The sequence below is a fragment of the Corynebacterium sp. HMSC074E01 genome (assembly GCF_001808885.1).
GTDB lineage: Bacteria > Actinomycetota > Actinomycetes > Mycobacteriales > Mycobacteriaceae > Corynebacterium.
This window is the reverse complement of record NZ_KV794821.1, coordinates 185,316-211,892: the sequence shown is the minus strand read 5'-3', so window position 1 is coordinate 211,892 and position 26,577 is coordinate 185,316. Positions and strand designations below refer to the sequence as shown.

The window sequence follows — 26,577 nt, the reverse complement described above, 5'->3', positions numbered from 1 at the left end:
TGAAGCATTAGCCGGAAAACGCTGCTTCACACCCTCTGTACGATAGTGCCCATGAGCACACTTATTGTCACTCGCACGGAGTCCGGAGTAAGCCATTTCTTCCAAGAGCAGCCCCTGCTCGGGGAAGGTGACACGGTCGTAGATGTGCAGTTTTCTTCCCTCAATTACAAGGACGCCATGGCCTTGGAGGGAGATAAGGGTGTCATGCGCATCGATCCCCTCGTCCCCGGCATCGATGTCGTGGGCATCGTGGCGGAAACTTCTGATTCTCGCTTGAACCCCGGCCAGCTGGTCGTCGCCTGCGGCGATGGCTTGGGCGAATTCCGCCACGGCGGCTACACCACCCGCCAGCGCGTCAACGCAGAGGCCACCATCCCCGTGCCCCAGCGCTTCAGCGCACACGATGCCGCCGCGATCGGCACGGCCGGCTACACCGCCGCTATCTGCGTGAACCAGCTGCGCGCGCACGGCACCACGCAGGGCCATGTCTTGGTCACCGGCGCCACCGGCGGCGTGGGCTCCATCGCGGTCCAGCTGCTCAAGTCCGCTGGCTACGAGGTCACCGCCGTGACCGGCCGCGTGGATTCTCAGTCGGACTACCTCACCGCACTCGGCGCGGATCACGTTCTGGACCGCGCGGCATTGTCTGAGACCGGCCGCCCGCTGCAGAAGGCGCTGTACGACGGCGCGATTGACACCGCCGGTTCCACCGTTCTGGCCAATGTGCTGGCACAGGTGCGCTGGGGCGGCGTGGTGGCCGCCACCGGCATGGCGGCTGGTCCGGATCTTCCCGCCTCGGTGCTACCGTTCATCCTGCGCGGCATCGTGCTGGCCGGCGGTAACTCCGTCGACGCGCCCCGCGAGGTGCGCGAGGCAGCCTGGCAGCTTCTCGACGAACACCTTGACCTCACCATGCTGAACTCTATTACCGAAACGGTTCCGCTGGCCGATGTCGCCACCGCGGCCACCGAGCTGCGCGCCGGCTCGCGCCACGGGCGCACGGTGGTTGAGATTTAAGCGGGCGCAGAGCTCACCGCGTCCCGCTGTTTAGTGCACGCGGTGGGACAGAGATTCGTCGTCTGTGCCGGGGGCATTGCCCAACTCGCCCGTGGTGTCATCGTCACTGCGGGCCAGCCAGATGGAGGAGAGCACCAGTCCGCCCCAGATGACGACGACGAAGAGGATGAAGAGCAGGATTGCGCTTGTAGTCATTGTCGTTGACCTTTCCTAATACTCGCTACTTGTCGTCAGTGTTCGGTGCGGCTGTAGTACCCGTGGCAAGCGGGTTCGGGGTGCCGGCTGGACGCCCACCTACGGGGACGCCGTAGTCCGAGGTCTCCATGCCATCCAGGTACTTGTTCCCGCGGAAGGCCACCAGCGGCATGAGGAAGCTGGCAAGCAGGATGATTCCCAACACCGCCCAGCCAAAGAGGCCAATCTGGGTGGAGGAGTAGCCCTCATAGCCCTCGCGGGCGATGGTGAGAATTTCGTTGACTAGGAAGTAGACCAGCAGCAGCGGGGTGGCGATGAAGGTCAGGAACTGCCAGAAGCCACCGACCTTGAACTGCGATACCGCATTGATGTGCTGCTGAATCTCGCGGCGGCGGCCGGTGACCCAGCCGACGACCACCAGGGCGCAGATGGAGCCGAAGACGATACCCAGGTTGTTGGTGAACTTATCCATGATGTCCAGCGTGACCAAGCCCGAGGACGTGGAGAAGAGAACACACGACACCACAGCCATGGTGCCGCCCACGGTGATGGCGGAAACGCGGCGGGAAATGTTGAACTTATCTGCCACGGCGGAGACGACGACTTCCATGATGGAAATCAGAGAGGTCACGCCGGCCAGGAAGAGAGAGCCGAAGAAGAGGACGCCGAACAGTCCGCCGAGCGGCATGAGGTTGATGATCGTCGGGAAAGCAATGAAGGCCAGGCCGATGCCGGAAGATGCCACCTCATCCACCGCCACGCCCTGCTGGGCGGCCATGTAGCCCAGGGTGGCGAAGACGCCGATACCGGCCAGCACCTCGAAGGAAGAGTTAGCAAAGGCCGTAACCAGGCCGGTGTTGGTGAGGTTGGTGCGCGGCTTGAGATAAGAGGCGTAGGTAATCATGATGCCGAAGCCAATGGACAGGGAGAAGAAGATTTGTCCGTAGGCGGCAATCCACACCGACGGGTTGCTCAGCACGGACCAGTCCGGGGTAAAGAAGGCGTTGAGGCCCTCGGCGGCGCCGTCGAGGAAGAAGGCACGGATGACCAAGATGATGAACATGACGGCCAGGACAGGCAGGAAGATGGACGTCAGTTTGCCGATGCCTTCATTGATGCTCGTGGCCAACGTGGCGATGCAGACGATCCACACGAGGATCATGACGCCAAGAATGGACGGGACGATGTGCCCTGAGTAGGTCGCCTCCGGCTCTGCTTGGAGGAAGTCACCCATGAAGTACTCCGCGGGATCATCGCCCCATGCCTGGGTCACAGACTTGATGGTGTAGAGCGCCGCCCAGGCAATGATGGCGGCGTAGTAGATGGCGATGAAGAAGTTCACGCCGACCTTGAACCAGCCGATTCCCTCCCAGCGGCTGCTGATACGGCGGAAAGCCAGCGGCGCGGAACCACGGAAGCGGTGACCAATAGCCAGGTCGAACCACAGGATGGGAATACCGGCAGTGAGCAGGGCAACCATGTACGGGATGAGGAAGGCACCGCCACCGTTCTCATAGGCAACATACGGGAAGCGCCAGATGTTACCCAGGCCAACGGCGGAGCCGATGGCGGCCATGAGGAAGACAAAGCGCGTATTGAAGGTATCGCGCGTTGAGCGAGTCTTGTGCGGGGTTGATGTGGTCATGAGAGAACTTTCTTCTTGAGCAAATACGCGCACGAGCAAGACCGTAAGAAGTGTTTATACGGGCCGCGTACGACGAGTATTAGCGAGAATCTTAGCCTACCTGCCGACCTATAGGTACCGTTTTGAGTTTTTATTTCTAGATCTTTATCCCTGCCTAAACCCCATGGCCAGGGCCCCAAAACCACCACTACCCCTCAACTCCTAGCTCTTGTCCGAGATGATGGGGTCCGGGAGGAAGCTAAGCGATGAAAGCTGAAATCATGCGGGAGCCCGCGGCTAGGTTGCGCCACTGAATTGCGAGCCAAGTCACACAATCGGGGCGAGTTTCTTTTATCATTACTGTCATGAAAGAAACTAACTCGGTCACTGGCTCCGTCATCATCGTCGGCAGCGGCCTCGCCGGCATGGTTGCCGGATACGAGGCCCTCAAAGGCGGCAAGCACGTCATCTTCCTGGAACAGGAAAACCGCAATAACCTCGGTGGCCAAGCCTTCTGGTCCCTCGGCGGGCTGTTCTATGTCAACTCCCCCGAGCAGAAGATGATGCGGGTCAAGGACTCCGAAGAGTTGGCCTGGCGCGACTGGGCCAACTCCGCAGATTATGACCCGGTGACCGAGGATGACCGGCACGACTACTGGGGCGAGAAATGGGGCCGCGAATACGTGCGCTTCGCTGCCAATGAAAAGCGCGGCTACCTCAAGTCCTTAGGCCTCAACGTCCTGCCCACCATCGGCTGGGCCGAGCGCGGCTCCGGGGATGCCTCCGGTCACGGCAATTCCGTACCGCGTTTCCACCTCACCTGGGGTACGGGTCCGGAGGTCGTGCGCGTCTTCCGCGAACCACTCCTTAAAGCAGAAGAAAGCGGCCAAGTAGAATTCCACTTCCGCCACCGCGTGGACGAGCTCGTCGTTGAGAACGACGACGCCGGCAGCCCGCGCGTCGTCGGCGTGCGCGGCAGCGTCCTCTCCCCCACCAGCCAGGCGCGTGGTGAGGCTAGTTCGAGGGATGTGGTCAAGCACTTCGAGCTGCGCGGCTCCGCCGTGGTCATCGCCACCGGCGGCATCGGCGGCAACCTGGAGAAGGTACGCAAGATGTGGCCCACTGAGCGTTGGGGCGAATGCCCGAAGGAGCTGGTCACGGGCGTTCCCGCGCATGTCGACGGCCGCGGCATCGACATCGCCCAACAGGCCGGTGCCTCCGTGGTCAACACCGACCGCATGTGGGCCTATACCGAGGGCATGACCAACTGGAACTCCATTTGGCCCGGCCACGGCATCCGCATCATCCCCGGGCCCTCGGCGCTGTGGATCGACGCCGAAGGCAACCGCCTGCCCACCAACCTCTTCCCCGGCACCGATAACCTTGCGGCCTTGGCCCACATTGGCCAGACCGGCCACGGTTACTCCTGGTTCGTGCTCAACAAGGCCATCGTGGACAAGGAATTCATCTTCTCCGGCTCCGAGCAGAATCCGGATCTTACGGATAAGGAATTCAAGAAACTCGCCGGCAAGCTCGGCCCCGGCACACACGTGGCCGTCAAGGCATTCATGGAGAACGGAATCGACTGGGTCGTGGAAGACAACCTGGAGGATCTCGTCGCCGGAATGAATCGCATTTCACCGGAGGGCTCCCCCACCATTGAGGTAACCCAACTTAGAAAAGTCCTGGAAGACCGCGATTCCCAGCTGGATAATCTCTTCAGCAAAGACGCCCAAGTCAACTACCTGCGCGTGGCCCGTGGCTTCTTAGGCGACAAGCTCATCCGCGTTGCTCCCCCACACCGCATCCTGGATGACAGCAAAGGCCCGCTCATCGCTGTGCGCCTGAAGTTCCTGACCCGCAAGACGCTCGGTGGCCTGGAGACCAACCTGGACGGCCAGTGCCTCAACCCCGATGGCACGGCACTCCCCGGCCTCTATGCTTGCGGCGAGGCCTCCGGTTTCGGAGGCGGCGGCATGCACGGCAAGAATGCGCTGGAAGGCACCTTCCTCGGCGGGTGCATCTACTCTGGCAAGCGCGTGGGCGAAGCCTTGGCGCGCGAATAGCACGGTTTTCTAATACTGTCGGGCACTATGAACCTCGCTAGGAACGTCCGTATCGACGTGGAGAACCCTTTCTTCACCACGGCTCGCTTTGTCGCCGCCCCCGCGGAACTCACCGTGGGCGAGATGATGATTATCGTTCACGCCGCGCTCGGCCTTGAGCCCTCTCATCCGGGAATCCTCGTGGGCGAGGAAGGAACGCCGATCGACGTCCTCACCATCATTGACCAGGACTTTTTCGAAACATTCCGGGAAGTAGCGCACTACCACCCCTCGGAGGGCGCATGGAATATCAGCATCAGCGTGGCGGACACCTCGCGCGTCGTCATGGGCCTGCCAGCCCTCATCGCCGGTGAGGGCCCCGATCTTATGAGTGAGCTGGGCAGTGCCGAGGCGATGTTCAAGGTGGTCCTTGATGTCCAGGCGACCATGGCCTACATGGCTGTACCTACCGAGAGCATGGAACGCATCTTCGCGCTCTTCCCCAACTACACGCTAGACCAAATCCATCAGCGCCTCACCACGTTCTTCCCGCCAGCAGTGGCGCAGCGCCTGGCCACCATGGGCACGGAGGCCGCCAATCTGGAAGGCGGCACCAAGCCCGCGCTGCCTGGGGATCTCCCTCTTGATCCCTTCCGCTCCACTCCTTTCGAAGACATGCCGGTGCCGTCCTCGGAGATCCTGGAGCAATGGCGCGCGGATATCCACGAGGCCTACCCGGAGCTGCGCCCCGACTATGAGCTGCCGGCGCTTGACGACGCCACCGCTCACCACGTAGGCCAGCGTATACGCGAATACCTCGAGGTCATCGAGGAATATCCACGCCTGACCGGGGCCGGCTACCTCAAGCAGGCGGCCGTCGCCCGCCTCAAGGAGGGCCTCAACAGCCCCAATGATTTTGATGATGTCAAGCGCGAGGACTACCACCAACCGCTGCTGAACCTGCGCGGATTCCTCACGGACCTGGATTGGCTCAAGACCACAACGACGCAGATCAAGCTCACCAAATATGGCCGCAAGGCCATGAGCGATCCGCTCTGGGCAACGCAGGTCATCATGAACAACATCCCTTATGCCTACGCCGAACCGGAGGGCATTCCTCAGCTCTCCTTCGAACTAGTCCACCTATTGCGCGGTGAGTGGGAGTTCAACCCAGAATACGACTACACGCACGCCATCACCCGCGATCTGTTATTCACGCTCGGCGTCATCGAGGATGACTCCACGTTCCCTGACATCACCGATGGGTGCGAGGGCTTCCTCGGCGAGATCATCGCCAAGGTGCGCCAGGAGCTGAACCAAGAGCTGGATTAGCCCTGGTTCAGCCCCCTCCAGGCCGCATGCCGCTGCCTACAACTACCGCGAACAACTCACAACAACCTCGAAACAACTACAAAACCAGCAACAACCCTTTTGAACTGCCCTTTTCCAACCGATGGGAGCGCTAAACCAGACACAGTTGTTGGCAAAGTTGTTTAAGAGTTGTTTTTCGCGACACTCAAGCCTCAGAAAAACAACTTCCTGGGGAAATGTACAATAAGAACATGGACTCAACAGTTCCCGAGCTTGATTTTCTCCCCGCCCACGTCCGCGATGCCCTGGATGCAATCTGGGCCGGGGCGAAGGCCGACGCGGTGGAATCAGAGGTCCTCGAATTCAAAGAGGACCCCGCCGCCCGCCAGGTGGGCGCTCGCCGCAGCGGGAATCCGGACGGCGACATCATTGAAAAACTTATCGACGAGTCCGTGTGCTTTGCTAACGGCGACACCGGTTCTGGGCACATTGTCCTCGGTGTCGCCGATAAAACACCCGGTCCCGCAGGTTTTTCGGGAACGGCAATGGATCCGGGAAGGATCGAGAAGAAAGTTTTCCACGGAACAGAGCCCAATCTGCGGGTTGAAGCGACCGAATTCGACTACCGCGGCTGCCGCCTTGTTCTTGTTCGCATCCCGGAAGCCCTGTCCTTCTATCGACGCAAGAAGGGGCAGGCTTCCCGCCGCGTGGGAACAGATTGCACCCCCGTCCCTGAAGAGCTACGTCGCGCTATTTCACGTGTCCGCGCCAACCCCGATTTTTCCAACTCCCTGTCCCAGAAGGCCACACAAGACATCGATCTTGCGTCACTCAACGAAGCGCGACGACTCCTCCAGGTAAAGCGCAGCCGCTCGGGCGAAAGCGCACACGCACCCGAGACGACCACGGGCCTCCTCCGCGAGTTGGGACTTATCGACGAGGCTGGCCGGCTCAAGCGTGCCGGCGAAATTCTCCTGCTCCCACCAGAGGTTCCCCAGGTGATAATCCGCCACCTGTGGCGCCCGATGGTGGGCGCCGACCCGCAAGTTACTGAGATTTCTGCACCGCTTATCCAGGCACTCCCCCAAGTCCGCCGCCTCATCGCTGAGCGCGGCGACCAAGAGGTCGAACGCGTCCAGCTGGATAACGGTCAAGAATTCGCCATTCCTCGCTTCCCGTCGCAGGCCGTGGATGAAGCCGTCACCAATGCGGTTATTCACCGCGATTGGCAGCTCTCCCGCCCCATCGTCATTGAGCAATCACCCCGGACCCTGAAGATATTCTCACCCGGGCCGCTGCCCGTGGGCGTGGAACCCCATCGTCTCCTCACTACCCAGTCCATTCCTCGCAATCCGCGTCTGATGGCAAGCATGCGCATGCTTGGCCTCGCGGAGGAGTCTTCTCGCGGTTTTGACCGCATGTGGGCCGCGATGTTGTCCACTGGTCGTGAGATTCCACAGGTTGATGCCACCGACACTGATGTGGAGGTCATCATGTCCGCAGGAAAGCCAGATGTCGATTTCGTTCGATGCCTACAGCGCCTGGCGGACGTCAAGGGATCCCAACTCATCGGCAACCTTAATACCCTCCTCACACTGAAGCACTTGTGGGAAGCTCCGCTTATCACCGCCGACCAGATAAAGAAAAAGACTCAAACTTCCGACATCGAAATGGAGGAACTCGTGGCGGCCCTCGAGGAAAAGGACCTGTTGACAAAGGTAAGGGATGCCAAAGAATGGGTGCTGAGCGACTTCGCACGTAAGGCAATGGGCAAGGAATCCCCGGGGGATCTATCTACTGTCAGCGTCCAGGAGTGGATAGAGGAACGCCTGAAGTCCGGTGAGTCTTTACGTTCTTCCGAACTTGCTGAAGACACTGGACTCAGCCGAACTGAAGTCACCAATATCCTGCGCCACCTGCGCACTCTCGGCCGCGCCATCATCGACCCCGCCGGACCACAGCGCGGCCCAAACACCCGCTGGATCGCCCCGTAGGCGAAAACCTTAGACAACGACAAACAACCCACAACAACCTCGAAACAACTGCAAACAACCAGCAACAACCTGTCTGAACTGCTTTTTCACAACAAAGGGGAGCTCTAAACTAGACACAGTTGTTGGCAAAGTTGTTTCAGAGTTGTTTTTCACGACACTCAAGCCTCAGAAAAACAACTTCCTGGGAAATGGATACCGAAGAGAGGTGAACCAGGCAAGGGATTTTTTGAAAATTCACGCTCGAGGGAATGCGCACGTCCATGTTTTGGACTCAAAGAAGGAGCGCCAACCGCATACAACCAGCAATTTTGAAAGAAGGAATGAGTATGAATTCCACCTGCAGAATTGGACGTACCGTCATTTGCGCCTTCAACCCTAAAAGTCGCGCCGCCCCGAAAATTACATATGGCTACTTAATAGAAGATAGCTTTTACTAATGGCATGGACCGTGACACGCGCAAGGCCGCGGTCATGGATTTAGCCGATGAGCTGGGGAATTTAGTCGCGGTCTCCCCCGCCCTGGAGGAACAGCTCGGCGTGGGCCTTCCCCGCTTAGTCCGCACCATCATCGGGTTGGACGAATCCGCGGCGCGTTCCGCGTTTGCGGACATGATGGACGGCGCACGCCTGAACTCGGTGCAGCTGGCCTTCATGAACCAGATCATCGGCGGGTTAGTCCACAACGGAATCGTCACTGTCGCGGAGCTCTTTGAGAGCACCTTACGACAACTATAGTTCCCCCTTCGACGCCTTTGACGGCAACGTGGCCACCATCCATGACATCAAGGAGCGCCTAGAGCGCGCATTGAACACAGCGTGGATGAGGTGCCCCTAAGGCCGTTCCTGAGGCACCTCAGAGGCGGTGCCGGAGTAACCGCAGGAACGGCGCTTTCTTGGGGCGAGTTACTTCACAACGAGGTTGACCATGCGGCCCGGCACGTAGATCTCCTTGACCACGTTCTTGCCCGCCGTCAGCTCAGCGATGCGCTCATCTTCCTTGGCAATACCCACGACGGTGGCTTGGTCGGCATCGGCCGGAATCATCACGCGGGCTTTGACCTTGCCGTTGATCTGCACCGGAACCTCAATCTCGTCGTCGACGAGGTACTTCTCATCGAACTCCGGGAAGGACTCGTAGGTGATGGTCTCTTCATGGCCGAAGCGCTTCCACAGCTCTTCCGCGATGTGCGGGGCGACAGGGGAGACCAGCTGGGCCAAGGGCTCCACAGCGGCGCGCGGAGCGCCCTTCGGGTAGGCCTTGGTCAGGTAGTTCACGTACTCGATGAGCTTGGCCACCACGGTGTTCAGGCGAAGGTTCTCGTAGTCATCACGCACACCGGCGATGGTGCGGTTGAGGTGCTTCAGGTCATCCTCGGAGAGCTCTGCGTCCGTCGTGCACAGCTCGCCAGAGTTCTCGTCGACGGCTAGGCGCCACAGGCGCTGCAAAAAGCGCTGCGCACCGACGACGTCCTTTGTTGCCCACGGGCGGGAGGTATCCAGCGGACCCATCGACATCTCATAAACGCGCAGGGTATCGGCACCATAATCGCGGCAAATGTCATCCGGGGCGACGGAGTTCTTCAGGGACTTGCCCATCTTGCCGTACTCCTGGTTGACCTCTTCGCCGTTGTAGAAGAACTTGCCATCCTTCTCCTCAACCTCGGCGGCCGGGACGTAGACGCCGCGGGAATCGGTGTAGGCGTAGGCCTGGATGTAGCCCTGGTTGTAGAGGCGGCGGTAGGGCTCCTTGGAGCTCACGTAGCCCAGGTCAAAAAGGACCTTGTGCCAGAAGCGAGCGTAGAGCAGGTGCAGCACGGCGTGCTCAACACCGCCGACGTAGAGGTCAACGCCACCCGGATCGTTAGCACCGTGCTCCTCTGGGCGCGGGCCAGTCCAGTAGCGCTCGTTCTCCAAGTCGCAGAAGATCTCATCGTTCGTCGGATCGATGTAGCGCAGCTGGTACCAGGAAGAACCTGCCCACTGCGGCATGACGTTGGTATCGCGGTAGTAGGTCTTGGGACCATCGCCCAGACCCAGGTCCAGCTCCACCTCAACCCACTCGCGGGCTTTGGCCAGCGGCGGCTGCGGGGCGGAATCGGCATCATCCGGGTCGAAGGAGACCGGCTTGTAGTCTTCTACCTCCGGCAGCTCGATGGGCAGCATCGACTCCGGCAGCGGGTAGGCCTGACCGGCTTCGTCGTAGACGATGGGGAAGGGCTCGCCCCAGTAGCGCTGGCGGGCAAACAGCCAGTCACGCAGCTTGTACTGGATCTTCTCGCGGCCCACGCCCTGTTCCTCCAGCCACGGGATGATGGCGGCGATGGCCTCATCCTTGGACATGCCGTTGATATCCAGGGAATCGTTGGCGGAGTTCACGGCCTTGCCGGACTCGGTATAGGCCTCCTTGGTGATGTCGCCGCCAGCGACCACCTCAGTAATCGGCAGGCCAAAGACGGTGGCGAACTCGTAGTCACGGGTATCGTGCGCCGGGACCGCCATGATGGCGCCGGTGCCGTAGCCGGTGAGGACGTAGTCCGCGATGAAGATCGGGACCTTCTTGCCGTTGACCGGGTTGGTGGCATAAGTGCCCAGGAAGACGCCGGTCTTTTCCTTGTTCTCCTGGCGCTCCAGGTCTGACTTCGCGGCGATGGATGCACGGTAAGCCTCCACGGCCTCCTTCGGATCATCGTGGCCGAAGGTCCAGCGGTCATCCACATCATCGTCATAAGGGATGGGGGAGAGGAGGGCGTCGACAAGCTCGTGCTCCGGGGCCAGCACCACGTACTCGGCGCCGAAGAGGGTATCCGGGCGGGTGGTGAAGACGTCGATGTTGTAGCCCTCGGCGTGGAAGGTCACCTCCGCGCCGCGGGAGCGGCCAATCCAGTTACGCTGCATGGACTTGACCTTCTCCGGCCAATCCAGAAGCTCCAGGTCATCGAGCAGGCGGTCGGAGTAGGCGGTAATGCGCATCATCCACTGGCGCAGGTTCTTGCGGAAGACCGGGAAGTTACCGCGCTCGGACTTGCCCTCCGCGGTGACCTCCTCGTTGGCCAGCACCGTGCCCAGGCCCGGGCACCAGTTCACGGTGGAGTTGGACAGGTAAACCAGACGGAACTCGTCGAGTGCCTGGCGCTGCTCTTCCTTGGTGAGATCCGCGTAGTAGCGGCCGTCCTTGGTGGTGCGCTTGCCCACCTCAAGTTCCTTGATGAGCTCAGAGATCGGGCGTGCCTTCTGCTGCTCCTCATCGAACCAGGAGTTATAAATCTGCAGGAAGATCCACTGCGTCCACTTGAAGAAAGACGGGTCGGTGGACTCCACGGAGCGGCGCGGATCGTGGCCCAGACCCAGCATGCCCAGCTGGCGGCGCATATTGTTGATATTCGCCTCCGTGGTGGTGCGCGGGTGCGTACCAGTCTGGATGGCGTACTGCTCCGCTGGCAGGCCAAAGGCGTCATAACCCAGCGTGTGCAGGACGTTCTTGCCCAGCATGCGGTTAAAGCGGGCATAAATATCCGTGGCGATATAACCCAGCGGGTGGCCCACGTGCAGACCCGCGCCAGACGGGTAGGGGAACATGTCCTGAATGTTCAGCTTCTCCGCGGGAAGCTCCTTACCCTCCTCCGCGAGCGGACCGACTGGGTTCGGCGCGTTAAAGGTGCCGTTGTCCTTCCAGTACTGCTGCCAGGCACTTTCAATCTGCGCGGCGAGCTCCGGCGTGTAGCGGTGGGTGGTGTTATCGCTCGGGTTAGTCATGGTTAGACAGTGTAGTCACCGCACGGACATCTCCCCAGTTAGACCCAGCTAGGCCGCAATTCCGTTCCGCAGCGCGGCCACGCAACTGACGACGCCCCCCTTGTCCCCTCTAAGCTCTGCCACTAAAATCACCATTGTTCTACTGTTCTACATTTAACTTTTTACAGTCACCAGCCAATAAGGAAAGGCGGTTGGAGCAATGACCAACATTTCTTTGCGCGAACTCAACCAGCGTTCTGGCCACATCGTTCGCGAAGTTGCCGCTACAGGTCAAAGCGTGGTCATCACCGACCGCAATCGGCCCATTGCTCGCGTTGTTCCCATTTCATCTCTAGATAGCCCCGTGGAGCAGTTAGTAGCTGCCGGAATCCTGAGCCACAACCCGAAGCCTTACTCACAGCCAAGCACCACAGACTATCTGCCTTCCGGGACAGACGTTGTATCGCTACTGGATAGGGAAGACCGCTTGTGATGATCTACGTCGATACTTCGGCACTAGCGAAGTTGGCCTTGCCCGAGCGCGAAAGCTCCGAAGTCGCTGCACTCCTTGAAGGCCAGCAACTGTTTTCTTCTGCACTCATTGACATCGAGTTATCTAAAGTGTGGCAGCGCAGTGGCCTCACCGGCGCCGGTTACCGGAAGTTCACGGAGGGGGTCTCCAAAGTTGGCATCAGCGATGAGGTCATTCGTCGAGCTTGCTCGCTGACCGGCGTTCGCTCCCTGGATGCCATCCACCTGGCGAGCGCCTGCCTTCTCCGCGACGCTGGCCTCACCCTGACCTTTTTCACCTACGACAAACAGCTCCACGCCGCTGCCCAGTCTCAAGGTTTTGCTGTCTTTCCCTCGCCACAGTGACGACCACCAATACAAGTCTTGGGGGTACCTCTACTTCGTCTTCACTACCAACCCGACTTAGGCCAAATTGGTGCGGAACAACTCCACCCCGCCGTCGAAAAATGCAAGGTAGCAGCGTCAAGAGTGACGTTGCGGCACCTGCCCGATGACCTAAGTCGGGACACAACGACCGTTCCCGTAGAACACTGTACGCATCTTCGCGAAGCGGATTACCTTCTTTGCCCCCTCGCAGCGCGCAACGTCTGCGCGCCTCCATCGACCTGCAGGAGGCGTCTGACAAAAGGCAGCGGTCTCAAGCAAGTCGGTGCTCACCCACCCCATGACCCAAGTCGGGACCAGTAAAAGTCCTGGGGTAGCCCTACATCGTCTTCACTACTAAACCTTCTTCACCACAGCAGGCTTCAGCTTCATCGCGCCAAAACCATCAATCCGGCAATCAATGTTGTGGTCTTCCTGGCCGGTGCCGGCGTCGAAGTTCAGGCGGATGCCGCGCACCTTCGTGCCGGCCTTCAGCGGCTGCTGCGCGCCCTTGACCTTAAGGGTTTTGGTGATGGTGACCGTGTCGCCGTCAGCAAGCGCGTTGCCCACGGAGTCGACGATGGTCGGTTCGCTTCCTTCCGCGGCCGAAGCATCAGCAGAGTCGGCGGAGAACTCGTGCGCACACTCCGGGCAGACGATAAGCGGCGGCATCTCGTAGGTGTACTCAGAGGAGCATTCGGGGCAGGGCGGCAGAGTTGCGGCCGAAGTGTCAGACATAGGGGAGAGTTTAGCCTGCGTAGCACGAAAAGATGATCCTTCTCTCATTCCATTGATAGATACCCGGGTGGGGTATAGGCTTGAGTAAACACAATCGGACCCATTCGGAAGACTTATGAAACGCCTCATCGCCCTCACCACTGCCTGCGCCGCAGCCATCGCCCTGTCCGCCTGCTCCACGGAGAGCCCCGTCCCGAGCGAAGCCTCGAAAAGCGCCGCTTCCAGCACCGACATCCAACAGGTGCCTGCCGAGGAGATCCTCGCCGAGTTCGACCTCGAAGGATTGGATGGCCAGGAAATCGTGGACAAGCTGGACCGCCAGTCCAAGGACGAGCGCAATAGCGATCTCCTCGCATCCGTGCGCCCGAACGAGCTCATCCTCGCTACTGAACAGGGTCAGGCCTCCCTGCCGCTGCCGGAGGACAAGTTCTACCTCTCTATTGCGCCGTACCTCTCCCGTACGCACGACTGCTTCAACCACTCCCTGACCACCTGCACCGGTGAGCTCAGCCAGGAAGACATCCACGTCACCATCACGGATGACGAAGGAAATGAGCTAGTCAACGAAGACACCACGACGTTCGACAACGGCTTCATTGGCTACTGGCTGCCGGCCGACAAGAAGGGCACCATCACCATCGAGCAGGACGGCAAGACCGGCGAGGTTCCCCTGGATACCTCTGACGAAGGCGGTACCTGCGTGACCACGCTGCAGATGGCATAATCTGCCCATTCACTCACCACGGTGAATCCCACCTCCTGGGGTTCACCGTTTGTCGTTTTATGGTGTCCACGCAGTGCTTGCCGACGTCAACAGTGTTCTGGGCAAGTCCCCATACGGCCACTCCCTGAAGAAATCTCCGAGCAGGCAATTGACCACAACAAGTCCGCTGGTGTCGTCAACTCTGTTCCTTTTAGCCACGCCACCCCGTCGGCGCCGGCTTCTTGGGCGCAGGCGTTGTGGCTGCCCTGCTCGGCGCCATCGCCGCATTCCTGCAGTCTGTCGGCGTGGTCAAGGCTGACTTCTCCGCTCTGCAGAGGATGTTCCGCTAAGCGCCACGCGCTAAGCGACGCGCTGAACAATCAGCGCCCAAGCAGGCCCTCCGCTTTCGAAGCGGAGGGCCTTTGCCGTTCACGCACTTCGAGTATTCTCCGCTTACTGGGGGACTCCGCTAGACAGTCGTACAGGAAATCCATCAGTGTTGTGGCGTCGTCCGCGCGGAAGAGCTCATCGAGGGCAAGGTTGAACTCCAGCCGCCGCGCGTGGGGGATATTCAATGCGCTGTATCCATGACGCAGCAAGAGGCCGGACGCCACTAGCCTGGCGGTCCGCTTATTTCCATCGAAATAGAACTGGCTGCGTGTTGCAGAGCAGAAATAAGCCAACGCTTGCTCGACGGGGTCTCCACATCCTTGAAGGGAGGCCAGCAAATCAGCATGGGCTTCACCCAACTCTTCAGCAGGGTCAAAGGAGATGAACCCGCCGTCCATGAGCCGCACGCCACCGCCATCTCCCTCCACGTGGCCTTCACCACGGAAAAGGCCGGCATCGAGAGCCTCGTTCCTTGCTAGGACAGCATGGAGCGCGTCACTGGTGGCTTTATCCACCGCATACTTCTCGTTGATGACCAGCTCGTGGAGCAGGTTGAACGCTTCTGACAAATCCAAGATCTGTTGCTGTTCAGCAAGTGCCTTTCCGCCCACAGTGACGCCATCGAGCAACGTGCGGACTTCCGGGAGGGTAAACGTGTTTCCTTCCAGCGCGGCGGCATTCCATACCAAGTCAGGAAGTTGCTTGGTTAGTCGAAATAACGCGCGCTCGGTCCCCAACTCCACAATGTGAGGTCGTTCATGGTGTTCCCAGCTCACTCGGCTCGTCGCTCTTCTCATCACTTATGCCCCTCCCACATAGTTTTCTGCGCACGCATCGATAGCAAGCTGGTGCGGTGTCACGTAGTGTATCCCTGACTCTTTTGTTGCGCCCGTTAGCTCTTCGTCAGCCACTGGCACGAGGGTGATCCCTCCGGTTACGGGCTCATCACTCGCACGAATCCGCGTGGGCAACGAAGGCACTATCTTTGCTGGATTTGTGCACCAGATCAACGTTGACTGAGGTTCTCCTGCATCAGCGATCTGCCCCGCGACTCGTTGAGCCGCAAAAGCACCCGACATCGCCCATGGTTGCCCGCTCGCATCAACCGCTGAGGCAATCGTTATGGGATTCGACGGCAAGAAGTGGAAAGCCCCGTGGCGGCCATAAGGATTAGAGGCCCACGCGGCCCGTTCCATGAGAGCCTGGTAACTGCCGCCGGCGGCCGGGGCATCACCCCACTGCACGAAGCGGTCAATCCAGGCTTTCACGTCCGGTTCCTCGCTTTTGACGTCCCCACAAAGCACTCGGGCGGCTGTCGCGGCCGCGGCATCACTGCTGCGCTGTACAGATATGGAAACCTCGTATCCGAGCACCCGCATTACCTTCTCCAAGCCAGCCAAACTCGGTTGAGCTGTCCCACGCAACCACAGATTGAGCGTATTTCGCGAGACCCCCGAACGCCGCGACACTTCACTAAGGCTCAGTGGGCTTTTCTTGAGGAGTTGTACTGGGTCCATGGGCCTACTATAGCTAGCTGTCCTATAGATAGGACAGGTGTCCTACGTATAGGACAGGTGATACTTCTACCAGCGACATGGCAACAGCACCCCACGGTGTCCTATGATGAAAAAAATGAGCGCGGAGATCTATTCACTTCCCACAACGCCGTTGGTCACCACTGATTTCATCGAACAGGGCCCCCGGATTTCACTGCGCCGGGGAAGCAACATCCTCATGCTTCAGCTGCCCGCTACCTACCCTGAAGCAGACCTGACGGACCCACGATGGGTGGTCAAGTCCCATTTCATCGATCGTCCCCATTCGGTGCGCGAATTCGCCACCGAAGAACCGCTGGAAGTCGGCATCCCTGGGCCTTTTACCCGTATCGAGGTCACCCTGCGCGATGACGAAGAAGATCTCATCGAAACCGTCACCTTCACCGGCATCACTGATGAAGCACCGTTCATCGTCTATGACCGCACGACTCTCATCGCGCCGCAGGGCACCCTCAAGGACGCTAAGCCGCTCGGAATCTGGGCCGGCTGGGAAGTAGGCCCGCTGCCGGATCGGGTTGAGGTGCCGCAAAGGGAACCGGTGGACGTCGCCAAGCACGGCGATTTCGAGTGGGACTTTGACGTCGCCATCCTGCCCAACGCCCGGGGCCTCGACAACGAGCCGGTGTTCACCAAGTCCCCGCGCGTGCATCTCATCGCGGAAGGGGAGTGGCGCATCGATCTCACCTACGCGCCCCTTGGCGGCGAGCAGGAGGAGATTTCGGAGCAGACCTTCGACGCGGGCATCGCCGAGCCTTTCCCGGGTGACCTCTACGAAGACCCATGGGTGGGCCGCTACAAGGTATCGCTCTGGCGCGACGAGGAGCTTGTCGACGTCCGCTTCATCTCCCTCGCCGAGGGCCTCCACATGCGCGCGACCAACGACGGTCCGCGCGGCATGGACTTCCGCATCATCGACGCCCTCGGCGCGCACTCTGCCTTCAGCTACACGTTGGCCTCCCCACCGAAGAAGCCAATCGCGCTGGAGAAGGGCCTGCGCACCTTCGAGGACACCGAGGTCTCGCGCCGCGAGGTGGTGGCCAGTGAGGCTGGCTATGAGCTGGAATTCGATGTCTGGCCTGAGGCCCTGTTCAGCCGCGTCAAGCGCATCGGCTTGGAACCCACTGAGCACTCCGATAAGCCGGTGATTTTTGCCGGGCAGCTCGATCAGGATGACATGTTCACCGTCCACTCACCCCGCCCGCTGCCGCTGGCGAAGTTCGTCACCATCGACGGCCGCCAGAAGATCAAGGAGCTGGCGCGTACCTCGAAGACGACACAGGCGGTCACCAGCCTCGCCGTCCCCAATGCCGCGCTGGCCAACGCCGTGCGCAAGCAGCCAACGGCAGAGCTTTTCCTCATGTGGTCCACGCTGTCCTATGAGGACTACCTGGACTCCCTTCCGGCGGAGGAGCGCGCGGCCCACCAGGCCCGTAGCTTGGAGCGGCGCATCGTCGAGTACGAGGCTTCCGCATCCACCAGCTTGATCTATGCGGCGCTGGCCACCGTCCGCAAGTCCCCCTTCGTCAGCCGCGGCCTGCTCAACGGCGATGAGATTATCATCGAGCAGAACGCAGAACCGCAGGCAGATTTAGTGGGCTGGGCCTGGCCATTGGCCGAGCCCACCGTGGCGCCTACCCAACTCACTCCCACCGAAGAGGGGTTTGAGCTGCCCGCCGACCTTGCCGAGCAGGGCTCATTGCTTGTCGACGTCCGCGAGCTCCGCGCCTCCTCCAACCTCGCCGCCCCCGCTCGCCCCTCCAGCGCCTCCATCGTGGTCACGCCGGAAGGCTCGCCGGCGGCGCTCGCCTCGAAGGACTGGACCCCGGAGCAGCTCTGGGGCACCTTCCGCGCGCTTCACGTGCTCTCGCAGCGCAGCCCGAACCCAAAGCTGCAGGCGATGTTCGACAGCACGATTGATCGCCTGCGCGCCCAACCGGAGGACGCGCTCCACGCCCTGGCGCGCACTGGCGTTAGCGTGAACCAGCAGGCCCGCTCGCTCGCGCGCACGCGCTTGTTCCACTCGCCGCTGGAGCCCACCGCCGAGTCGAGCGCCGATAGCTACCTGGATCTCCTGCTCGATCCTTCCGCCAGCGAGAACGCGGAGCTGAACGCCGTGCGTGAATCCGGCGCCGATGGCCTAACCCGCCCGATGCTGCTGAATGCTGCGACCATTCACAGCCCCACGCCGCCCGTCGATGATCTGATGGGGGAGGCCGGCCGCGTCGCCGCGCTGCGCGAGTGCTTTGCCAACAACGGCGCACTCGATGCGCTGGGCACCATCGAGCACCTGCGCAAGGACGCCACGGCACTGGCCTCGCTGGTGCAGAACGCGGGCGTTGACATGTCCGTCAGCCACACCCTTATCGCGTTAGGCGCCTTTGCCAGCGGAAATACGGCGGATGAGCTCAATGCCGCTGCGTGGATGCCCTACATCTCCTATGCCTTCGCCTTGGCCTCTCGCGCCGCGGCGAACGACATCATCATGGAAAGCCCGTTGCTCAAGGAGGACATGCCCATGCTTGCCGACGTCCTCCCCCTCGCCCCCCGCCTCTTCTTCTACGACCTCGTGACCGCGGAGGCACTCTTCCACAATCGCGACATGTAGCCGCGTGAGGTGTGCCACAATAGGTGAGCATGAAGGTTATCTCCACGAACGTCGCTGTCCGCCGCCCCGAGCCGCACGGGCGGCACGAGTACACGGGCATCGATAAGCAGCCGCGCCCCTTCCTCGACTTGGAGGTCCCCGGGCCCAACTATGGTGACGGCTCCGGCGTGGTGGGGGATTCCATTGGTGACCACGCCCACCACGGCGGCGCCGAGAAGGCCGTCTACGCCTATGCCCGCGAGGAGCTTGACTACTGGGAGGGGACGCTCAACCGCGTGCTGCGTGACGGCTACTTCGGGGAGAATCTCACCACCGAAGGGATTTCCTGGCCGAATATGCTGATCAACCAGCGGATTCAGGTGGGGGAGTGCGTGCTCGAAGTGTCTATCCCGCGCACGCCCTGCGCCACCTTCTCCGGTTGGATGGACGAGCCCGGTTGGCTCAAGTCCTTCACGGAGCGCGGCGATTGCGGTTCCTACCTGCGCATCATCGAGCCTGGCCGCATCACTCCTGGCAATGAGATCACGCTTATCGGGCGCCCCGACCATGACATCACCATGGGCATGGCCTTTGCCGCCAAGATGGGGGACAAGGAGCTAGCCCGGCGCGTCGTCGACGCCGGCTGCCTCGCCCCAGTCCACCACGATCAGCTGGTCAAGCGCCTTAGCCCTCGCGGTTAGCTAGCCATTCATAGGTTGTCGCTTGTGAGCCGCGCGTACCATCCATACGCACGAACCCAGCGCTCACAAGTGACTTCAGCGCATATCGGACCTGCGCTCGAGTGAGGTTTGTGACTGTTTCTATTTCACCAATGGACAGGGGTTGTGCCGCCGCACTCAGCGCCTCCGCTACGCGCGGGGCGTTGACTCCTAGGCCATCCACGTTCGCTGGTGCGTCCACTCGCCGTTGCGATTCGATGCGGGATTCCTCCTTGCGTAGTGGCTCCCAGGTACGGGCTTCTCCACGCGTGTCCGGCCGCCACATCTTCACCGTAAAATGCACACCGGAATCTATCAGGTCAGGCTCCGGCAGTCCTTGCTCTCGCGCGGCATCCAACATGAGCTGCACGCCGCCGCCTTCGCCCTCAATGACAAAAGAGCCATCGTCTGCTTTGAGATATCGGCACAGTCTATAGAGACGCTGGTTAATCTCCTGTCGTGCCAGATCTCTCGACTTCAGCTGTTCAACCGTCAGATCCCGAAGGCCTCCTGGACTGGAGATGACCAACTTGTCCGGTAGTAGGCGAACGTCGATCGATTTTCCTACTCCTAAGGTGTTCGGCCCAAGATCGCGGTGTACCAATGCATTCGCCACGGCTTCACGAATGGCTGAAAGGGGAAGCTCCGGCACTTCCACCATTGAGCCATCCTCGCGATAGCGCCGAACTGCGGCCAAACGTTGCCTTACCCAGCCCATAACTGAGTTCAATAGGACCGGTATGGGTCCCTCAAAGGTCTCCAACCCCAACACTCGCCCGTGCTTCGAACCATTCGGTAGCCTTTGCGCCACTGTTACTGCTAGGGAAGGAAAATGTCCTTGAGGATAGAATCCCAGCGCATACAGGCCAGCAAGCGTCAGCTCTCCAGTCGCGGTCGTCACCGCTAGTGCCCGTAAGACGTCCTCATCTTGAGTAAGTCCCGATAGTCGCCGATTCTTTCTCCGCGCCTGAACCAAGAAATCTTCCACCACGGCGCGGTCCAAGTCTGCGATACTCGTGCCTTCCACAATCGTCGTGTCATAGGACACTGCCTCCTCGGCATGCAGCTTCGCTACGTCCATCATGCGTAGCTCGGAGGCACTCATACGATAATCCCCATCAGCCATTCGAAGATACGCTTCTCCCCTGTAGATAGCAGGCTTATCAATGATCGGAAGACCCGTAACCTCCGCAATCACGACATGCGTGCCATCTATTGCCACACTGTCGGTATGCACTGTGACTGGAGGGGTGATGGCATGACGCGCCTGCGAGGCCAGAGCAGCCTCCATCTCCGAAGGATTCTCAATGCCAGTGACAATGAATCCTTCCTTCTCATTGACACCGAGAATGATAAGGCCGCCACTCGGCATGTTTGCGAACGCGCACAATGTCTGCGGTAGAGAGTCCGGAATGCCCCCTTGAGCGGTTTTGACCTCGACTGTTGTTGAATCACCGCCGCGCAACTCAAGCTCAGCCAATAGCTCTCTCAGCTGATTCTCGGACCAATTGTTCACGATGAATACCCGCCCTCAATGTTAACAATGACGGCTCAATGCTAACTTCATTCCTCTTCAATGACAAGAGTTCTCATTGATCTTCCCATTGAGGTGTCATTGACATTCTCATTGAGGCCAAATTATGGCCCTGAAACCCCGTATGTTTAAGCTTTATCTAGCGCATAAACCGCAATGAGTGGTTGGATAAGAGTTATCCAACCACTCATTTGCTGTCTGACGAATGGATAGCCTCTACAAGCCTCACTACGTTACCGAGAGCTGGATCCCCGAATCAGGCTCCGGCATTCCCCGGCGCGATAAGGCCGGAGGCCCTTTTTAGGTCTATGTCCCTGACCATCTTGTAAGTAAGGCATGGAGTTTTCCCCAGAGCTCACCAGCCGGGCAGCACGTATCGAGCGAGAGATCTTGGATCTCAACCGTCATGCTGCTTCTGGCCAGTTGGAATCTGTGGCCCGCTTACTCATGCGTTCTGAGGCGATTTCTTCCTCACGCATTGAAGGTATTGCGCCCAACGTCGACAAGGTTGTCCTCGCGGAACTCGCCCAAAAGGAGGAAGTCCGCGGCTTTAAGGAAAGCGCGGAAGAGGTTGCGCGTAACCTCACCGTTCTGTGTTCCATTGAGAAGAGCTTTGCCACCGAACCAACATCTCCATCGGCCTTCTTGAAAAGCTCCAAAGAGAGTTGATGGGGGAGAAGGGCTCTATCCCCACTGGTCTCCGCACTATTCAAAACTGGATTGGTGGAAGTAACCACACACTCTTTGGGGCCGAGTTCATCCCAGCGCCCCCACGTCTAGTCCATGACCTCGTAGACGACTTATGTCTTTACCTCGATGGCGCTTCGCACGGTGCTCTCATCCAGGCCGCGATTGCTCACGCTCAATTCAAAACGATTCACCCATTTGCAGATGGCAACGGCCGTGTGGACCGTGCTCTCATTCATGGGATTCTTCTGCGTCGCGGACCTACTGAATACACCATTCTGCCGGTAAGCCTCGTCCTCGATACGTGGTCCAAATCGAAAGCTACCTGCCTTTTCGCACCATCAAGCGTGGGAAAATCCTCACCATGAAGCGCACGTATAAGTGGGAGCATGTCAAGATTCCCCTCATCCGGAACTAGGCCGCAGTTCATTTTTTAAGAGCCGGTTTGACCGCTTCCGGAGTGCAATACGGCGATGGATACGAGGCCACGTGGGAGCTGCGCGCCGCGGAGAACTGGGTGACTGAACGTGTGTCGATGAACGTTGAAGGCGACGGATGGGGGCGAAGCCTCGAGCTGTTTAGGTCCGAGCAAGGCGTGTGGTCGGCGGAAACCAATGAAGAGGGCGCCCAGCTTGAAGATCTGCCCTCCCCCGGTATCGTCCAGTCAGCCGACCTGAAAGCCGCACTCGATTGCGCTCTCGGTCTGTGCCCTCTCACCAACACAATGCCTATTCGTCGCTTGACGCTACTTGAGACTCAGGTTCCGAAAACGCAGCTGATCATGGCTTGGATTGATATACCGTCCCTCCAGGTGATCGCATCAGACCAGTACTACAGCTCCGTCGATTCTGAAACTGTCCGATATGAAAGCGGAACACGGGGAGTCGACGTCGAGTTGGAGGTCGACGGTGGCGGCGTGGTCGTACACTACCCTGATCTCGCACGGCGGGTCTGATCCGGAAGCAACTCTAACTAAGCTGGGCGGTATGAACGACCTGACCATCGCACCTGGCCCAGGGATCCCCGGGGGTCTGGTCATCGTCGCCGCCGACCTGACGGAGCGGTTCGCGAAGTCGTCGGGACCAGGTGGCCAAGGCGTCAATACTACGGACAGCAAAGTGCAGCTTTCCGTCGATATCGCTACGTGCTCATCGCTTTCCGACGCCCAGCGTCGCCGCGTCCTCCACAACCACGAGCACCGCCTAGACGGCACCGTCCTTACCGTTACCGCATCGACCCAGCGATTGCAGGTACGCAACCGCGCCGAGGCACGCGAACGCATGGCCGCCCTCTTGCGCGAGGCGCTCGCTCCGCCTCCTCCCCCGCGGCGCAGGACCAAGCCGACGCGGAGCTCGGTGCGACGCCGTCTCGAAGCGAAAAAGCGGCGCTCGGAACTCAAGTCCACGCGACGGCGGCCCCAAATTCCCTAGTTCGAACCATCCGCATGCATATCCTCACGCTGACGGACCTGGTTCGGGTAACCGCTACGCTGAGACAGCTTGGACCGGTTGAATCCGCTCGATTTCCGAGAGGATCTTGTCTTCCGCCACGTCCAAGTCATATTGAGCCTGTAACCCGAGCCAGAACTGGGGGCTCATCTCGAAAAACTTCGCTAGACGAAGGGCCGTGTCAGCGGTTACAGCGCGCTTACCGTGAACAATTTCGTTGATCCGGCGGGGCGGAACGCCGATGGAGACGGCGAGCTTGTGCTGGGTGATCCCCATTCCTTTGAGGAAGTCCTCCATGAGGATCTCACCGGGGTGAACCGGAGGGAGCTTGTCAGTGGTAGTCAACGATCTCAACCTCCTCTGGCCCCGCCGATCACCTTTCAACGCCTCGAGCCGGTTTCCCGGGGGAATCCGCTCTCGATTCCACAGACGCTCAGTGTCCTTGTCAGCGAACGACTGGATCATGCTTCACCTTATCCCTGATAACGCGAAGCGTCAATAACGCTACGCGTTAAATTTGAACTCCACGGTATGTAGTTGCAAAGCTACTTTCTCGTTAGCCTGCAACAATCAGAAAACTGTAATTACGTCAGCACACAGAGAACATATGGGCGCATGGAAACACGTAAAGGTTGTGCGGGATGGCGTGGACGTCAACGTGAAGATTCTGGAGAACCTCGCCGCGCACGTCGCTCCCGCGTTGGGTGGCAGCCGAACCACAAAGGACCAGTCATCTGCTATCCCATCGACTAATTCCTGCAGGTCGCAGGACCTTCGCGTAACCGTCAGTTCAGTGCATTTTGAATAGTTCAGCACACGTTGTACTGTTCAGCACATGCTGACTATTGCTTCACGCCTCGACGTTATGAACCGGCTCGGCCGGGCCATGGCTGATCCGACGCGTTCCCGAATCCTGATGACCCTACTCGACGGTCCGGGCTACCCGGCCGAGATTTCGCAAAGGTTGGATCTGACTCGCTCCAACGTCTCGAACCACCTGTCCTGCCTACGCGATTGCGGCATCGTCGTCGCTGAGCCGGAGGGCCGTAAGACCCGCTACGAAATTGCCGATCCGCACCTCGCGGCGGCGCTCGAAGCGCTGGTCAACGCGACGCTGGCCGTCGACGAGAATGCCCCCTGCATCGACAATGAGTGCTCGGTGCCCGGCTGCGGCGAGAAAGGAACGGACGCATGAGTTCAGCATGTGGATGCGAACACGAACCCGCCACGGAGATCGAAGAGCTCGATCGGCCATGGTGGAAGGACCCCGAGCTACTGCTACCGATCTTCTCCGGCGTAGCCCTCATTACAGGACTGGCGCTGGACTGGTCCGACTTGGAGACGCCCGCAACGGTACTGTATTGGCTTGGCCTGCTGTTAGGCGCTTACACGTTCGCACCTGGAGCGATCCGGAACCTTGTCACGAAGCGCAAGCTCGGCATTGGTTTGCTTATGACGATCAGCGCGGTCGGCGCGGTGATCCTTGGTTTCGTCGGAGAGGCCGCGGCGCTGGCGTTCCTGTACTCGATCGCCGAGGCGCTGGAAGACAAGGCGATGGACCGGGCCCAAGGCGGACTGCGGGCACTATTGAAGCTGGTACCGCAAACCGCGACCGTGCTGCGCGACGGTACGACGGCCGAGATCACTGCGAAGGACCTTGAGGTTGGCGAGCTAATGGTCGTACGCCCCGGGGAGCGGATCGCCACGGACGGCATCATTCGGTCCGGACGCTCCAGCCTTGACACCTCAGCGATCACCGGAGAATCCATTCCGGAGGAGGTTGCGCCCGGCGACGAGGTACCCGCGGGAGCGATCAACTCCGCCGGTGTGCTGGAGGTCGAGACGACCGCAGCTGGAACGGACAACTCGCTGACCACACTCGTCGACCTCGTCGAGCAGGCGCAGGCGGAGAAGGGTGACCGCGCCCGGATCGCCGACCGGATTGCCCGACCTCTCGTGCCCGGGGTGATGATCCTGGCGGTGCTGGTCGGCGTGATCGGCTCGCTGTTGGGCGACCCCGAGACTTGGATCACCCGTGCGCTGGTGGTCCTGGTCGCAGCGTCGCCGTGCGCGCTGGCAATCTCCGTGCCGCTGACGGTCGTGGCCGCGATCGGCGCGGCCAGCCAGTTCGGAGTAGTCATCAAGTCCGGCGCGGCGTTCGAGCGACTCGGCGGCATCCGTCACCTAGCGGTAGACAAAACCGGAACCCTTACCCGCAACCAGCCCGAGGTTACCGGAGTGGTCCCGGCAGACGGATTCGATCGGGCGCAGGTGCTTTCCTTCGCGGCGGCGGTTGAGCAGCAATCGACGCACCCCCTCGCCGCGGCGATCGTGGCAACGGAGCCCGAAGCGCCCACCGCCTTGGATATCAGCGAGGAAGCCGGTCATGGCATCGGCGGCACCGTCGAAGGCCGACGGGTGCTGGTCGGCAGCCCCCGATGGATCGACGCCGGGCCACTGAAGGCGGACGTTGAGCGCATGGAGTCCGAAGGCCAGACCTGCGTCCTAGTCACCGTCGATGACGCTCTCGCCGGGGCGATCGGGGTGCGCGACGAGTTGCGGCCCGAGGTGCCCGATGCCGTGCAGTCCCTGCACGACAACGACGTAGAAGTGAGCATGCTCACCGGCGATAACACTCGCACCGCCCGGGCGCTGGCTGACATCGCCGGAATCGACGACGTGCGCGCCGAGCTGCGACCGGAGGACAAGGCAAGCATCGTCGCCGAACTCTCCTCCAAGACGCCGACGGCGATGATCGGCGACGGCATCAACGACGCGCCGGCACTGGCGGGCGCAACGGTGGGCATTGCGATGGGAGCAACCGGCTCTGACGCCGCGATCGAGTCCGCTGACGTCGCCTTCACTGGCCACGACCTCCGGCTGATCCCGCAGGCGCTGCAGCACGCCCGCCGAGGCAGCAGGATCATCAACCAAAACATCGTGCTGTCTCTGGCCATCATCATCGTGTTGATGCCACTGGCGATCAGCGGTGTACTGGGCCTGGCCGCCGTCGTCTTGGTACACGAAGTCGCCGAAGTCATCGTGATCTTGAACGGCCTGCGGGCTGCACGAGCGAAACGCTGAGGCTGTGACCGGCAAGTCTTATAAGGGTTAAACCACGCGCCGAGCGCACACACGTTGGACCAGGCGAGTCATTCGAGTTCACCACCTGGTCCTTCTCGATGCGTGCAGGCACGGGAACTGTGGGGGAACCTAATAGTTCAACGGTTCGATACCGCTTGCAGATTCTTCACACGAGGTAGCGGAATGGACCGAGGCCGAACGAAAACCCGAGTTAGAGACAGCGCTCTTCAACCTACCCCCAATAACGCGAAACGTCATTAACGCCTCGCGTTACACGTTGAACTTGAACTCGACGGAGTGTCGTCGATAAATAACCATTTGA

Annotated in this window: 24 protein-coding genes; 16 read left to right on the top strand and 8 right to left on the bottom strand. The window is 60.3% G+C overall.

Going from position 1 to position 26,577, the window contains the following annotated elements; translation table 11 throughout:
* The first annotated feature begins 51 nt into the window (after window positions 1–51).
* Entirely contained in the window at window positions 52–1,017 is a 966-nt protein-coding gene (locus tag HMPREF2537_RS02135) for an MDR family oxidoreductase (RefSeq protein WP_070525150.1), read from the top strand.
* A 30-nt stretch (window positions 1,018–1,047) separates the two neighbouring features.
* Here HMPREF2537_RS02135 and metS read toward each other — a convergent pair whose 3' ends face one another.
* Together metS and HMPREF2537_RS02125 are read right to left on the bottom strand one after the other, a co-directional pair.
* Complete coding sequence (gene metS / locus HMPREF2537_RS02130) at window positions 1,048–1,212, bottom strand: methionine/alanine import NSS transporter subunit MetS (RefSeq protein ID WP_070525148.1); 165 nt, start codon at window positions 1,210–1,212, stop codon at window positions 1,048–1,050.
* A 25-nt stretch (window positions 1,213–1,237) separates the two neighbouring features.
* Window positions 1,238–2,857, bottom strand: a complete 1,620-nt coding sequence (locus tag HMPREF2537_RS02125) for a sodium-dependent transporter (protein ID WP_070525146.1) — start codon at window positions 2,855–2,857, stop codon at window positions 1,238–1,240.
* A gap of 344 nt (window positions 2,858–3,201) precedes the next feature.
* Here HMPREF2537_RS02125 and HMPREF2537_RS02120 point away from each other — a divergent pair, with 344 nt between their 5' ends.
* The 4 genes from HMPREF2537_RS02120 to HMPREF2537_RS02105 all read left to right on the top strand — a co-directional run bounded on the left by HMPREF2537_RS02120 (window position 3,202) and on the right by HMPREF2537_RS02105 (window position 8,921).
* Window positions 3,202–4,902 (top strand): FAD-binding dehydrogenase, encoded by a 1,701-nt coding sequence (locus HMPREF2537_RS02120; RefSeq protein ID WP_070525144.1) that lies wholly within the window; start codon window positions 3,202–3,204, stop codon window positions 4,900–4,902.
* 27 nt (window positions 4,903–4,929) lie between these two features.
* On the top strand, window positions 4,930–6,213 hold the full coding sequence (locus tag HMPREF2537_RS02115; protein WP_070525142.1) for a hypothetical protein: 1,284 nt from the start codon (window positions 4,930–4,932) through the stop codon (window positions 6,211–6,213).
* 230 nt (window positions 6,214–6,443) lie between these two features.
* Window positions 6,444–8,186: an ATP-binding protein gene (locus HMPREF2537_RS02110; RefSeq protein WP_070525271.1), complete on the top strand. Its 1,743-nt coding sequence runs from the start codon at window positions 6,444–6,446 to the stop codon at window positions 8,184–8,186.
* Window positions 8,187–8,627: 441 nt separating this feature from the next.
* Window positions 8,628–8,921 carry a type I restriction-modification enzyme R subunit C-terminal domain-containing protein gene (locus tag HMPREF2537_RS02105; protein ID WP_246818760.1) on the top strand — a complete coding sequence of 98 codons (294 nt, stop codon included), beginning with the start codon at window positions 8,628–8,630 and terminating at the stop codon, window positions 8,919–8,921.
* Window positions 8,922–9,089: 168 nt separating this feature from the next.
* Here HMPREF2537_RS02105 and leuS read toward each other — a convergent pair whose 3' ends face one another.
* Complete coding sequence (gene leuS, locus HMPREF2537_RS02100; protein ID WP_070525140.1) at window positions 9,090–11,939, bottom strand: leucine--tRNA ligase; 2,850 nt, start codon at window positions 11,937–11,939, stop codon at window positions 9,090–9,092.
* A 199-nt stretch (window positions 11,940–12,138) separates the two neighbouring features.
* On the opposite strand from leuS, the gene HMPREF2537_RS02095 reads away from it, so the two are divergent.
* Window positions 12,139–12,411, top strand: a complete 273-nt coding sequence (locus HMPREF2537_RS02095) for a type II toxin-antitoxin system Phd/YefM family antitoxin (protein ID WP_049154824.1) — start codon at window positions 12,139–12,141, stop codon at window positions 12,409–12,411.
* Entirely contained in the window at window positions 12,411–12,794 is a 384-nt protein-coding gene (locus HMPREF2537_RS02090) for a type II toxin-antitoxin system VapC family toxin (protein WP_070510079.1), read from the top strand. The genes HMPREF2537_RS02095 and HMPREF2537_RS02090 overlap by 1 nt, the downstream gene beginning before the upstream one ends.
* Window positions 12,795–13,169: 375 nt before the next feature.
* Here HMPREF2537_RS02090 and HMPREF2537_RS02085 read toward each other — a convergent pair whose 3' ends face one another.
* Window positions 13,170–13,550 carry a zinc ribbon domain-containing protein YjdM gene (locus HMPREF2537_RS02085; protein ID WP_070525139.1) on the bottom strand — a complete coding sequence of 127 codons (381 nt, stop codon included), beginning with the start codon at window positions 13,548–13,550 and terminating at the stop codon, window positions 13,170–13,172.
* 115 nt (window positions 13,551–13,665) lie between these two features.
* Between HMPREF2537_RS02085 and HMPREF2537_RS02080 the strand changes: the two genes are divergently transcribed.
* A complete protein-coding gene (locus HMPREF2537_RS02080) occupies window positions 13,666–14,274 on the top strand; it encodes a CueP family metal-binding protein (protein ID WP_070525137.1) in 609 nt (202 codons plus the stop codon).
* 359 nt (window positions 14,275–14,633) lie between these two features.
* Here HMPREF2537_RS02080 and HMPREF2537_RS02075 read toward each other — a convergent pair whose 3' ends face one another.
* The gene (locus HMPREF2537_RS02075; protein WP_246820188.1) at window positions 14,634–15,419 is read right to left on the bottom strand and encodes a Fic family protein; all 786 of its coding nucleotides are present in this window, start codon (window positions 15,417–15,419) and stop codon (window positions 14,634–14,636) included.
* A gap of 24 nt (window positions 15,420–15,443) precedes the next feature.
* Window positions 15,444–16,160 carry a helix-turn-helix domain-containing protein gene (locus tag HMPREF2537_RS13145; RefSeq protein WP_083298944.1) on the bottom strand — a complete coding sequence of 239 codons (717 nt, stop codon included), beginning with the start codon at window positions 16,158–16,160 and terminating at the stop codon, window positions 15,444–15,446.
* Between the two features lie 115 nt (window positions 16,161–16,275).
* Here HMPREF2537_RS13145 and HMPREF2537_RS02065 point away from each other — a divergent pair, with 115 nt between their 5' ends.
* Window positions 16,276–18,804 (top strand): hypothetical protein, encoded by a 2,529-nt coding sequence (locus tag HMPREF2537_RS02065; RefSeq protein WP_246820186.1) that lies wholly within the window; start codon window positions 16,276–16,278, stop codon window positions 18,802–18,804.
* A gap of 29 nt (window positions 18,805–18,833) precedes the next feature.
* Complete coding sequence (locus tag HMPREF2537_RS02060; protein WP_070525131.1) at window positions 18,834–19,484, top strand: MOSC domain-containing protein; 651 nt, start codon at window positions 18,834–18,836, stop codon at window positions 19,482–19,484.
* Here HMPREF2537_RS02060 and HMPREF2537_RS02055 read toward each other — a convergent pair.
* Complete coding sequence (locus HMPREF2537_RS02055) at window positions 19,468–21,018, bottom strand: ATP-binding protein (protein WP_070525129.1); 1,551 nt, start codon at window positions 21,016–21,018, stop codon at window positions 19,468–19,470. The genes HMPREF2537_RS02060 and HMPREF2537_RS02055 overlap by 17 nt on opposite strands.
* A gap of 354 nt (window positions 21,019–21,372) precedes the next feature.
* Here HMPREF2537_RS02055 and HMPREF2537_RS12965 point away from each other — a divergent pair, with 354 nt between their 5' ends.
* The 4 genes from HMPREF2537_RS12965 (at window position 21,373) to arfB (ending at window position 23,153) form a co-directional block, all read left to right on the top strand.
* Entirely contained in the window at window positions 21,373–21,705 is a 333-nt protein-coding gene (locus tag HMPREF2537_RS12965) for a Fic/DOC family N-terminal domain-containing protein (RefSeq protein WP_005530810.1), read from the top strand.
* The gene (locus HMPREF2537_RS12960) at window positions 21,705–22,091 is read left to right on the top strand and encodes a Fic family protein (RefSeq protein WP_083298943.1); all 387 of its coding nucleotides are present in this window, start codon (window positions 21,705–21,707) and stop codon (window positions 22,089–22,091) included. Before HMPREF2537_RS12965 ends, HMPREF2537_RS12960 begins: the two co-directional genes overlap by 1 nt.
* A 77-nt stretch (window positions 22,092–22,168) precedes the next feature.
* Window positions 22,169–22,678, top strand: a complete 510-nt coding sequence (locus HMPREF2537_RS02045) for a putative glycolipid-binding domain-containing protein (protein WP_246820184.1) — start codon at window positions 22,169–22,171, stop codon at window positions 22,676–22,678.
* Between the two features lie 31 nt (window positions 22,679–22,709).
* Window positions 22,710–23,153 carry an alternative ribosome rescue aminoacyl-tRNA hydrolase ArfB gene (gene arfB / locus HMPREF2537_RS02040; RefSeq protein ID WP_010187974.1) on the top strand — a complete coding sequence of 148 codons (444 nt, stop codon included), beginning with the start codon at window positions 22,710–22,712 and terminating at the stop codon, window positions 23,151–23,153.
* A 54-nt stretch (window positions 23,154–23,207) separates the two neighbouring features.
* Here arfB and HMPREF2537_RS02035 read toward each other — a convergent pair whose 3' ends face one another.
* A complete protein-coding gene (locus HMPREF2537_RS02035) occupies window positions 23,208–23,516 on the bottom strand; it encodes a HigA family addiction module antitoxin (protein ID WP_029158886.1) in 309 nt (102 codons plus the stop codon).
* Between the two features lie 490 nt (window positions 23,517–24,006).
* Between HMPREF2537_RS02035 and HMPREF2537_RS02030 the strand changes: the two genes are divergently transcribed.
* Window positions 24,007–24,366 carry a Cd(II)/Pb(II)-sensing metalloregulatory transcriptional regulator CmtR gene (locus HMPREF2537_RS02030; protein ID WP_070525126.1) on the top strand — a complete coding sequence of 120 codons (360 nt, stop codon included), beginning with the start codon at window positions 24,007–24,009 and terminating at the stop codon, window positions 24,364–24,366.
* Window positions 24,363–26,255 carry a heavy metal translocating P-type ATPase gene (locus HMPREF2537_RS02025; RefSeq protein WP_070525124.1) on the top strand — a complete coding sequence of 631 codons (1,893 nt, stop codon included), beginning with the start codon at window positions 24,363–24,365 and terminating at the stop codon, window positions 26,253–26,255. Before HMPREF2537_RS02030 ends, HMPREF2537_RS02025 begins: the two co-directional genes overlap by 4 nt.
* Window positions 26,256–26,577: the final 322 nt, after the last annotated feature.